Genomic DNA, 10,600 nt, shown 5'->3' with positions numbered 1-10,600 from the left:
GGGCCGGGCCGGGGCGTCCGGCAGTTGGCCCTTGAGCGGCCCCCACTCGTTGGGATCGGGCACGCCCGGTGGCAGTGTCTGGCGGCGTTTGGGCGCGCCGTGCCCGGCCTCGCCGGGTTCCTTGGCGCCCGGCCACGCCTTCACGACGCGGGCGGCCAGGACGAAGTCCTTGCGCAGCGGGTGTCCTTCGAAGCCGTCGGGGAGCAACAGCGGGTGGAGTCCGGGGTGTCCGGCGAACCCGATGCCGAACATCTCGTGGGTCTCCCGCTCGTGCCAGGCGGCCCCGGCGAACACGCCGGTGAGCGTGGCGAGTTCGGGGGCGTCGTGCGGGACGGTGGTGCGCAGCAGCAGGGCCTGCGGGGAGGTGCGCGGCTGCTCTCCGGAGGCGCGGCTGTCCGGCGTTCCGCCGGGGAGGGCGACGAGGTGGGCGCAGACCTGGAAGCCGGTGCCGGGCTCGTCGACGGCGCTGAGCCAGTCGAAGAAGTCGCAGCCGAGGGTGGTGCGGGCGGTGGTGGCCGCCCGGGTCCACCGCTCGGCGGGCACGTCCACGGTGAGGAGGCCGTACGCCTCGTGGGCGGTGGCGCCCTCGCCGAAGAGTTCGACGGGCGTCACGGGAAGCCAGCCGGTCACCGTTCCCCCTCCGGCCGCGTCTCGGGGGACGGCCCGGACGGGTCCTGTCCTGTCCGCTCGGCCGGGGCCTGGACCAGTGGCGCGTTGAGCGCGGCGGGCGGCGGGGTGCGGCGGGCGTAGCGGTCGGCGGTGGACTCCTCGGCGATCTTCTCCTGGAGCTTGAGGATGCCCTGGAGCAGGGCCTCGGGCCGGGGTGGGCAGCCGGGGACGTAGACGTCGACCGGGATGATCTGGTCGACGCCCTTGGTCACGGAGTAGGAGTCCCAGTACGGGCCGCCGCAGTTGGAGCAGGCGCCGAAGGAGATGACGTACTTGGGTTCCGGCATCTGCTCGTAGAGGCGGCGGACGGCGGGCGCCATCTTGTCGGTGACGGTGCCGGAGACGACCATCAGGTCGGCCTGGCGGGGGCCGGGCGCGAACGGGATGACGCCGAGCCGGATGAAGTCGTGCCGGGACATGGAGGCGGCGATGAACTCGATGGCGCAGCAGGCGAGTCCGAAGTTGAAGACCCAGAGGCTGTAGCGGCGGCCCCAGTTGAGGACGACCTTCATCGGTTCGGGCGCGAGTCGCGCGAGCGCGCCGAGCCGTGGTCCGTCCTGGCCCGGGCGGGTGACCGGGGTCAGGTCCATGTGAGCACACCCTTCTTCCAGGCGTAGAGCAGTCCGGTGGAGAGGAAGCCGAGGAAGAGGAACATCTCGACGAGGGTGACGCCGCCGTAGCCCTCGCCGGCGAAGACCGCGGCCCAGGGGAAGAGGAAGACGGCGTCCACGGCGAAGATCACGTAGAGGAAGGCGTAGATGTAGTAGCGGACCTGGGTGTGGGCCCAGCCCTCCCCGACGGGGTCGACGCCGCACTCGTAGACGAGCAGCTTCTCCTGGGTCGGTACGACCGGCCGCAGCAGCCTGCCCGCGGTGAAGGCGACGGCGACGAACAGCGCTCCGACGACCGCTACCAGCCCGACGACCGCGTAGCCGTGGAAGTAGTCCGGCACCTGGGCCCCTCTGTGGTGATGTGCTGGTCTCGGTACAGCGATGGTGCGGTACAGCGCTGCTGGGTCAGCGGTGCTGGTTCAGCGCCGCGCCACGGCAGCCCCGGACCCGGCCGTGGCCCCGGCGACCGGCCCGGTCGGTGATCCGTACGGACGGGAGTCTAGGGGGTGCGCGGGCGGTTGTGACCGGTGCGCTCCGGTGCGTTCGCCGCCGTCGAAGGTGGTGCTAACCCCACCCCCGCTGACCGACGCGCCCCATGGTGGTCGTGGCGGTGGACGCGGGAGGGTGGGGAGACGATGCGGGATTCGGCAGAAGGGCACGCGGAGATGAGCACCGTCACGACGGAGTGGGCCGGGGAGCGGCCGCCGACGCGTTCCTGGTACCGGTCCGCGCTCGGCCTGATGTTCGGGGCGCGCACTCTGCGCGAGGGCGTCCATCTGCTGCTGAACTTCCCGCTGGCGCTGACGGCGTTCGTCTTCACGGTGACGGCGATGTCGGTCAGCGCCGGTCTGCTGGTGACGTTCGTCGGTCTGCCGCTGCTCTGCCTGACGCTGATCGCGACGCGCGGGTTCGGCATGGTGGAGCGGGCGCGGGCGCGCGGGCTGCTGCGGATGCGGGTGGCCGAGCCGGCGCCGCTGCTGTCGCGTTCGGAGCGACGCGGGTTCTTCGTGTGGATGGGCGCGGTGCTGCGCAGCGGCAGCTGCTGGCGCAGCGTGGTGTACGCGCTGATGCACCTGCCGTGGGCGGTGATCACGTTCTCGCTGGTCGTCGCCTTCTGGTCGGCCGGGCTGGGCGCGCTGACGTACCCGGTGTGGTTCTGGACGCTGCCCGAGGGCGACCGGGTCGGGGTCAACGTCGACGGGCAGGGTGGCGGCTGGGTGTGGGACGGGCCGCTGGAGCTGATCCTGGCGCCGCTGCTCGGGGCGCTGGTGCTGCTGGCGGCCGGCTGGTTGATCCGCGGGATGGCGGTGGTGGACCGGCTGCTGGTGTCGGGGCTGCTGGGGCCGTCGTCGGACGAGTCGCGGGTGCGGGAGCTGGAGACCGGCCGGTCGCGGGTGGTGGACACCTCCGCCGCCGATCTGCGGCGCATCGAGCGGGATCTGCACGACGGTGCGCAGGCCCGGCTGGTGGCGCTGGCGATGGATCTGGGGCTGGCGAAGGAGAAGCTGACCGAGGACCCGGAGACGGCGGCGCGGATGGTGGACGCGGCGCACGGCGAGGTGAAGCTGGCGCTCCAGGAGCTGCGGGATCTGGCGCGGGGCATCCACCCGGCGATCCTCACCGACCGGGGACTCGGTCCGGCGTTGTCGGCGGTGGCGTCGCGCTGCACGGTGCCGGTGACGGTGGAGGCCGATCTGGACGGGCGTCCGGCGGCGGCGATCGAGGGCATCGCGTACTACACGGCTTCGGAGTTGTTGCAGAACGTCAGCAAGCACAGCCGGGCGCGGGCCGCGACGCTCGATGTGTGGCGGGCCGGGGAGCGGCTGATGCTCCAGGTCACCGACAACGGGGTGGGCGGTGCGTCGACCGGGAACGGCACGGGGCTGGCCGGGCTCGCGGAGCGGCTGGAGGCGGTGGACGGGATGCTGGCGGTGTCCTCGCCCCAGGGCGGTCCGACGGCGGTGACGGCGGTCCTGCCGTGGCGGGAGCGCGACGCGGCCTGATCCGCTCGCCGGGGCCGGGCCCGACGTTCCGCTGGGCCGCCCGGCCCGGCGGGTGTCGCGGCCCGCGAGCGTGGGCGGGCCGCGATGCGCCCGGGAAGTGCCTCCGCGAGCCGTCCGCGCGGGGCGGCGGGGTGAGATGCTGAGCCCGAAGCGGAACGTTTACGCCGGGGCGGACGGAGTAGCCAGGTGCGGGTGGTCATCGCCGAGGATTCGGTGCTGTTGCGGGAGGGGCTCACGCGGTTGCTGGTGGACCGGGGCCATGAGGTGGTCGCCGGGGTGGGCGACGGGGACGCGCTGGTGCGCGCGGTGCGGGAGCTGGCCGCGGCCGGCTCCCTGCCGGACGTGGTGGTGGCGGACGTGCGGATGCCCCCGAGCCACACCGACGAGGGTCTGCGCGCCTCGGTGGCGCTGCGCAAGGAGTTCCCGGAGCTGAGCGTGCTGGTGCTGTCGCAGTACGTGGAGGAGCAGTACGCGACGGAGCTGCTGGCCGACTCCGGCAGCGGCGTCGGGTACCTCCTCAAGGACCGGGTGGCGGATGTGCGGGAGTTCGCGGACGCCGTGACGCGGGTCGCGAAGGGCGGCACCGCGCTGGACCCGGAGGTGGTGGCGCAGCTGCTGGGCCGCAGCCGCAAGCAGGACGTGCTGGCCGGTCTCACGCCGCGGGAGCGGGAGGTGCTGGGGCTGATGGCGGAGGGCCGCACCAACTCGGCGGTCGCCGCGCAGCTGGTGGTGAGCCACGGCGCCGTCGAGAAGCACGTGAGCAACATCTTCATGAAACTGGGCCTGGCGCAGAGTGACGCTGATCACCGCCGGGTCCTCGCGGTGCTGACGTATCTGAACTCGTGAGGGTGAGGGTCGCGGACCGGCGGTCCGGTGCGACGGGCGGCGTGCTCACCCCCTGCGGGCACCTCGTGTGCTGCTCGCGGGCGGCGGTGGCACGGCGCGGGAGGCCCGGATCGGGGCGGGGCGCGCGGGTGGCGGCGGTACGCGCCGGGCGCGTGCACCGTCTCGATTCCGGGTCCACGATGTGACCGGCCCAAGGGAAGGCGACCCTTACCCACGTACGATGGCGGCACAGCCGCCTCTAGGGAGGGCCACAGCAGTGACCAGCCAGGTCGAACAAGCCAGTCAGGACGCCGGCCCGGCGGACACCCAGGAGCCGGCGGGTCTGCGGGACACCGCCGCCGCACCGGCGTCCTCGGGCGCCAAGGAGGTCCGCCGCCTGGACCGGGTGATCATCCGGTTCGCGGGCGACTCCGGTGACGGTATGCAGCTGACGGGTGACCGTTTCACCTCGGAGACGGCGTCGTTCGGCAACGACCTCTCCACCCTGCCGAACTTCCCCGCGGAGATCCGCGCCCCCGCCGGCACCCTGCCGGGTGTCTCCTCCTTCCAGCTGCACTTCGCGGACCACGACATCCTCACGCCGGGTGACGCCCCGAACGTGCTGGTCGCGATGAACCCGGCGGCGCTCAAGGCGAACATCGCGGACGTGCCGCGCGGCGCGGAGATCATCGTCAACACCGACGAGTTCTCCAAGCGCGCGATGGCGAAGGTCGGCTACGACGCCAACCCGCTGGAGGACGGCTCGCTCTCGGCGTTCAGCGTGCACCCGGTGCCGCTGACCACGCTGACCGTGGAGGCGCTCAAGGGCTACGAGCTGACCCGCAAGGAGGCGGGCCGCTCCAAGAACATGTTCGCGCTGGGCCTGCTGTCGTGGATGTACCACCGTCCGACCGAGGGCACCGAGGCGTTCCTGCGGCAGAAGTTCGCGAAGAAGCCCGCCATCGCCGAGGCGAACATCGTCGCCTTCCGGGCCGGCTGGAACTTCGGTGAGACCACCGAGGACTTCGCCACCTCCTACGAGGTCGCGCCGGCGACGAAGGCGTTCCCGCCCGGCACCTACCGCAACATCTCCGGCAACCTGGCGCTCTCCTACGGCCTGGTCGCCGCGGGCCGCCTGGCCGAACTCCCGGTCTACCTCGGCTCGTACCCGATCACCCCGGCCTCGGACATCCTGCACGAGCTGTCCAAGCACAAGAACTTCGGTGTGCGGACCTTCCAGGCCGAGGACGAGATCGCCGGTATCGGCGCCGCGTTGGGCGCCGCGTTCGGCGGATCGCTGGCGATCACCACGACCTCGGGCCCGGGTGTGGCGCTGAAGTCGGAGACGATCGGCCTGGCCGTCTCGCTGGAACTCCCGCTGCTGGTCATCGACATCCAGCGCGGCGGGCCGTCGACGGGGCTGCCGACCAAGACCGAGCAGGCCGACCTGCTCCAGGCGATGTACGGCCGCAACGGCGAGGCGCCGGTGCCGATCGTCGCACCGTCCACCCCCGGCGACTGCTTCACCGCGGCGCTGGAGGCGGCCCGGATCGCGCTGGTCTACCGCACCCCGGTCTTCCTGCTCTCCGACGGCTACCTGGCCAACGGCTCCGAGCCCTGGCGGGTCCCGGACACCGAGGAACTCCCCGACCTGCGCGTGCCGTTCGCGACCGCGCCGAACCACACCCTGGACGACGGCACCGAGGTCTTCTGGCCGTACAAGCGCGACCCGGAGACCCTGGCCCGGCCGTGGGCCGTGCCCGGCACCGCCGGTCTCGAACACCGCGTCGGCGGCATCGAGAAGCAGGACGGCACCGGCAACATCTCGTACGACCCCGCCAACCACGACCACATGGTCCGCACCCGGCAGGCCAAGGTCGACGGGGTCACCGTCCCCGACCTCACGGTGGACGACCCGGACGGCGAGGCCCGCGTCCTGGTGCTGGGCTGGGGCTCGACCTACGGCCCGATCACGGCGGCCGTGCGCCGCATCCGGCGCGTGGGCGGCCACATCGCCCAGGCGCACCTGCGGCATCTCAACCCCTTCCCCGCCAACCTCGGGGACGTGCTCGCCGCGTACGACCACGTCATCGTCCCGGAGATGAACCTGGGACAGCTCGCCACCCTGCTGCGCGCCCGGTACCTGACCGACATCCAGTCGGTCACCCAGGTCACCGGTCTGCCGTTCAAGGCCGAGCAGCTCGCGACCGTCCTGAAGGAGGCCGTCGATGCCCACTGAGGCACTCACCCTGGTCCCCAAGACCGACACCAAGCAGACGATGAAGGACTTCAAGTCCGATCAGGAAGTCCGCTGGTGCCCCGGCTGCGGTGACTACGCGATCCTCGCGGCGGTGCAGGGGTTCCTGCCCGAACTCGGCCTGGCCCGCGAGAACATCACCTTCATCTCCGGCATCGGCTGCTCCAGCCGCTTCCCGTACTACATGAACACCTACGGGATGCACTCCATCCACGGCCGCGCTCCGGCGATCGCCACGGGCCTCGCGACCGCCCGCCGCGACCTCTCGGTGTGGGTGGTCACCGGCGACGGCGACGCCCTGTCCATCGGCGGCAACCACCTGATCCACGCGCTGCGCCGCAACGTCAACCTCAAGATCCTGCTGTTCAACAACCGGATCTACGGGCTGACCAAGGGCCAGTACTCGCCGACCTCCGAGACCGGCAAGATCACCAAGTCGACGCCGATGGGCTCGCTCGACGCCCCGTTCAACCCGCTCTCCCTCGCCCTCGGCGCGGAGGCCAGTTTCGTGGCACGGACGGTCGACTCCGACCGCCAGCACCTCACCTCGGTGCTCCGCGAGGCCGCGCAGCACAAGGGCTCGGCGCTGATCGAGATCTACCAGAACTGCAACATCTTCAACGACGGCGCGTTCGAGGCCCTCAAGGACAAGCAGCAGGCGCAGGAGGCCGTGATCCGCCTGGAGCACGGCGCGCCGATCCGCTTCGGCACCCCGTGGACCGAGGAGGAGGGCGGCGACGGCCTCGGCCGCAAGGGCGTCGTGCGTGACGGCGAGACCGGCGACCTCGTCGTGGTCGACGTCACCGAGCGCGGCGCGGAAGGGGTCCTCACCCACAACGCGCACGCCGCCTCGCCGACCACCGCGTTCGCGCTCTCCCGCCTCGCCGACAACGACACCCTGCACCACACCCCCATCGGGGTGCTGCGGCAGGTGCAGCGCGCGGTCTACGACGACCAGATGGCCGACCAGATGGACGCGGCCGTGGAGCGCAACGGCAAGGGCGACCTGTCCTCGCTGCTCGCCGGCAAGGACACCTGGACGGTCGTGGGCTGACGACGGGCTGACCGCGGGCGGACGACCGGCCGGACGACGGCCGCTCCACCGACGAACGACGGGCGTGGGCCCGGACACCGAGGCTTCTCGGTGTCCGGGCCCACGCCCGTCGTCCGTGCCGGGCCCGTGGTGGACGTGGCGGAGGTGACAGATGTGGCAGGTGACAGATGTGACGGACGTGACCCGGGTGGCAGGTGTCGCGCGGGTATCCGGGGGCGACGTCAGGTCCATAATGCGGAATAGGGAATGACAGGCCACCGCCCGGTGCTTATCGTCAGGCGGGGCGCGGGTCGACGTCCCACCGAACTCGGGAGGCAACATGGGAGGGTCCGCCGGGTCGGCGACCAGCCGCACAGGTCTGGTCTACGGATTCGTCGCCTTCGGGCTCTGGGGGCTGCTCCCCCTCTACTGGGACCTGTTGAGGTCCACCGCCCCCGCCGAGGTGCTCGCCCACCGCATGGCCTGGTCGCTGCCGACCGCCGTGGTGATCCTGGCGCTCTTCGGCAAGTGGTCCTGGGTGATGCCGCTGCTGCGCGACCCCCGCCGCCTCGGACTGGTGCTGGTCTCGGCGGCACTGATCACCGTCAACTGGTTCCTCTTCATCTGGGCCGTCGCCAACGACAAGGTCATTGAGGCGTCCCTCGGCTACTTCATCAACCCACTGCTGACCATCGCCATCGGCGTGCTGCTGCTGCGGGAGAAGCTGCGGCCCGCCCAGTGGGTGGCCGTCGGCATCGGGGCGTTCGCGGTACTGGTGATGAGCTTCGCCTACGGCGAGGTGCCATGGCTCTCCCTGGCCCTGTCGGTCAGCTTCGCGATCTACAGCCTGGTGAAGAAGACCACCGGCCTGGACGGCCTGGAGGGGTTCAGCGCCGACTGCGCACTCCAGTTCCTGCCGGCCGCGATCTTCGTGCTGGTCCTGATGGGCCGCGGGGACTCCACCTTCGCCAGCGAGGGCCCACTGCACATGGTGCTGCTGATCGGCACCGGACTGGCCACCGCCCTGCCGCTGATCTTCTTCGGCGCCGCCGCCGTCCGCATCCCGCTCTCCACCGTCGGCCTGCTCCAGTACCTGGCACCGTCCGCCATGTTCCTGCTCGGACTCTTCGTCTTCGGCGAGGAGATGCCGACCGAGCGCTGGATCGGCTTCGGCCTGGTCTGGCTCGCCCTGACCATCCTCACCTGGGACGCCCTGCGCCACTCCCGCAAACAGCGCGTCGCCGCCCGCACCACCGTGATGAACCTCCCGCCCGTCGCCGAACCGATCCCGGCAGACACGGCCACCCCCGGCACGGCCCCCGCGACCAGGGACCGCACGACGGACTGACCGGCGGCCCGGCTGACCGACGGGCGCGCGAGCGGGGTGGCCCCGGTGCCGTCACCACGGCGCCGGCCGGGGGCGGGTGATGGTGAGTGCCATGGTGGGCTGGACGGTCATGCGGGTGGTGGTGTCGAGTTCGAGGCGGACGAGTCCGCCTCGGTGTTCGGCGAACGTGACGCGGGTGGTCAGGCCGCCGACGGTGAGGTAGTCCCCGATCTGGATCTGGTCGGCGGGCAGGCGCAGCGCGTGGGCGCGGAGCTGGGTCATGGCCGGTCTCCTGCCGAGTGGGTGCCGGGGTGCTCGCGCAGTGCGGTGTTGAGGGTGGTCACCTCGTCGGCGGTGAGGTTGCCGAGGTGGACGCGGTAGGCGTGGCGTCGGCAGCCGTCGCAGGGGTCGAGGACGTCGATGTCGTCCAGACGGACCCCGAGGTCCTTGACGTGGTTGAACAACTCCCTCGCGGCGTCTTCGACTTCCTCACGGTCGGAGTTGGCGAAGCTGATGTCTTCGAACATGGGCGTCCCTTGGCTGAGGTGGGTGTGGGGCGGGGTGGTTCAGAGTGCGCGCAGCAGGCGCCGGGTGGCGGCGTCGCGCCGGATGGGGCGGGCGGAGAGGGAGTAGAGGACCTCGACCTCCCCGAACCCGCAGATTCGGTCCGTTCCCCGGGTGTTGGCGCTGATGGGGCGGCCGGAGGTCAGGGCTTGGCGCTGGGTGTGGTGGTAGGCGGTGTCGGCGGCCCAGTCGCGGAGGAGCTGGCCGGGGCGGTGCCCGCCGTCCTGGCCGGGGCGTTCCACGGCATGGAGCGCGCTGTCGGGGAACGGGCCGTGGCCGGGGAGCGGTTCGAGGGCGTCGGCCAGTCGCAGGGCCTGGCCGCGTAGCCATTGGAGCGCCGCGTCGGGGGTGTGTGCCCAGTGCCCGCCGAGGTGCCATTCGCCTCCGGCATCCGGGCTGCGCACGACGGTCTCGCACCAGTAGCCGTCCGGCCCCGGTCGCCGCCTCATCGGCGCGACACCCGGTAGGGCGTCGAACTCAGCTCCCGGAAGACCTCGTGGTCGGGATAGTCGTCCAGATGGAAAACGGTCCACATCATGGCGGCATCCCCCGTCCCCGCTTGCGGCCCCAGCTCCTCGCACACCTCGCACTGGGCACGAAAGACCAACTGCCCCCCGGTGGACACGAGCCGGAACCTCGCGAACCGATACTCACCACTCATCGCTTGCCCAACGCCTTCAGGTGCGCATCGACAGCCCGACCCAACTGAGCTGATCGCACGCGAAGTTCAGCGAGTGGCGCCACGTGTTCTCGGTCTTCCTCGACCGCTTGCGCCCCGGCCCGCAGCACTCCGGCCATCGCCAGCGCAACACCGGGAAGCATCGGTTCGACGGCTACGAGCCGCACAGGGCGGCGCGTCTGGCAGTCCCACACCCGCGAGTGGGGAGTCACAGGGAGGGCGATGCCTGCGGCTGCGAGGGCGGAGCGCAGGTGTTCAGCCGCGCGTTCCACGTCAGTGAAGTGTCCAGTGGCGATCATCCAGCCACCGCCAAGACGAGGCGTTCGGGGTGGTTCCAGCCGGCGGGCCGAATCTCAGCACACACGACCACTCCTCTCCGTAGTGGTTCCACTACCCAGGAGTCACAGGCTGGACTAGAGTTGGCCTTCCTTCAACTAGTCAGGGACGAAGGAAGGGACGGTATTGGCGTGGTCAATCGCAAGGAGCTGAACCCTGAGGCGGGGCCGGTGGCAGCCTTCGGTGCCCGCATGCGGGGGTTCCGCGAAGCTCGCGGGTGGAGCCAGGAGGAGCTGGCCCAGGAGGTGTCCTATTCGAGCCAGCACATTTCGGCAGTCGAAACTGGTCGCAAACCG

Annotated in this window: 13 protein-coding genes; 6 read left to right on the top strand and 7 right to left on the bottom strand. The window is 71.3% G+C overall.

Annotation, left to right across the window (positions count from 1 at the left end; all coding sequences use genetic code 11):
• The 3 genes from E0D90_RS10110 to E0D90_RS10100 form a co-directional block, all read right to left on the bottom strand.
• On the bottom strand, positions 1-630 hold a 630-nt coding region (locus tag E0D90_RS10110; protein WP_130797419.1), incomplete at its 3' end, for an NADH-quinone oxidoreductase subunit C.
• Positions 627-1,259, bottom strand: a complete 633-nt coding sequence (locus E0D90_RS10105; RefSeq protein ID WP_130797418.1) for an NADH-quinone oxidoreductase subunit B — start codon at positions 1,257-1,259, stop codon at positions 627-629. The genes E0D90_RS10105 and E0D90_RS10110, both read right to left, overlap by 4 nt.
• Positions 1,250-1,621 carry an NADH-quinone oxidoreductase subunit A gene (locus E0D90_RS10100; protein ID WP_103503769.1) on the bottom strand — a complete coding sequence of 124 codons (372 nt, stop codon included), beginning with the start codon at positions 1,619-1,621 and terminating at the stop codon, positions 1,250-1,252. The genes E0D90_RS10105 and E0D90_RS10100 overlap by 10 nt, the downstream gene beginning before the upstream one ends.
• A gap of 324 nt (positions 1,622-1,945) precedes the next feature.
• Here E0D90_RS10100 and E0D90_RS10095 point away from each other — a divergent pair, with 324 nt between their 5' ends.
• The 5 genes from E0D90_RS10095 to rarD all read left to right on the top strand — a co-directional run bounded on the left by E0D90_RS10095 (position 1,946) and on the right by rarD (position 8,746).
• Positions 1,946-3,283, top strand: coding sequence for a sensor histidine kinase (locus tag E0D90_RS10095; protein ID WP_438827386.1), 1,338 nt, complete (start codon positions 1,946-1,948; stop codon positions 3,281-3,283).
• A gap of 186 nt (positions 3,284-3,469) precedes the next feature.
• Positions 3,470-4,129, top strand: a complete 660-nt coding sequence (locus E0D90_RS10090) for a response regulator transcription factor (protein ID WP_103503767.1) — start codon at positions 3,470-3,472, stop codon at positions 4,127-4,129.
• Positions 4,130-4,385: 256 nt separating this feature from the next.
• A complete protein-coding gene (locus E0D90_RS10085; RefSeq protein WP_130797416.1) occupies positions 4,386-6,347 on the top strand; it encodes a 2-oxoacid:acceptor oxidoreductase subunit alpha in 1,962 nt (653 codons plus the stop codon).
• Positions 6,337-7,419, top strand: a complete 1,083-nt coding sequence (locus E0D90_RS10080; RefSeq protein WP_103503765.1) for a 2-oxoacid:ferredoxin oxidoreductase subunit beta — start codon at positions 6,337-6,339, stop codon at positions 7,417-7,419. The genes E0D90_RS10085 and E0D90_RS10080 overlap by 11 nt, the downstream gene beginning before the upstream one ends.
• 319 nt (positions 7,420-7,738) lie before the next feature.
• A complete protein-coding gene (gene rarD / locus E0D90_RS10075; protein WP_130797415.1) occupies positions 7,739-8,746 on the top strand; it encodes an EamA family transporter RarD in 1,008 nt (335 codons plus the stop codon).
• A gap of 51 nt (positions 8,747-8,797) precedes the next feature.
• Here the strand turns inward: rarD and E0D90_RS10070 are convergent, their stop codons facing one another.
• The 4 genes from E0D90_RS10070 to E0D90_RS28590 are packed head-to-tail and all read right to left on the bottom strand — an operon-like array spanning position 8,798 to position 9,950.
• On the bottom strand, positions 8,798-9,007 hold the full coding sequence (locus tag E0D90_RS10070) for a hypothetical protein (RefSeq protein ID WP_130797414.1): 210 nt from the start codon (positions 9,005-9,007) through the stop codon (positions 8,798-8,800).
• Positions 9,004-9,252, bottom strand: a complete 249-nt coding sequence (locus E0D90_RS10065) for a hypothetical protein (RefSeq protein WP_103503283.1) — start codon at positions 9,250-9,252, stop codon at positions 9,004-9,006. The genes E0D90_RS10070 and E0D90_RS10065 overlap by 4 nt, the downstream gene beginning before the upstream one ends.
• Positions 9,253-9,291: 39 nt before the next feature.
• On the bottom strand, positions 9,292-9,738 hold the full coding sequence (locus E0D90_RS10060) for a hypothetical protein (protein ID WP_130797413.1): 447 nt from the start codon (positions 9,736-9,738) through the stop codon (positions 9,292-9,294).
• Positions 9,735-9,950, bottom strand: a complete 216-nt coding sequence (locus tag E0D90_RS28590; RefSeq protein WP_103529739.1) for a DUF7848 domain-containing protein — start codon at positions 9,948-9,950, stop codon at positions 9,735-9,737. Before E0D90_RS28590 ends, E0D90_RS10060 begins: the two co-directional genes overlap by 4 nt.
• Before the next feature lie 485 nt (positions 9,951-10,435).
• Here E0D90_RS28590 and E0D90_RS10055 point away from each other — a divergent pair.
• Positions 10,436-10,600, top strand: a 165-nt coding sequence (locus E0D90_RS10055) for a helix-turn-helix domain-containing protein (protein WP_130797423.1), incomplete at its 3' end; no start/stop codon positions are given.

Source organism: Streptomyces otsuchiensis, from assembly GCF_004305975.1.
GTDB classification, from domain to species: Bacteria; Actinomycetota; Actinomycetes; order Streptomycetales; family Streptomycetaceae; genus Streptomyces; species Streptomyces otsuchiensis.
This window is presented reverse-complemented; position numbering and strand designations above follow the sequence as displayed.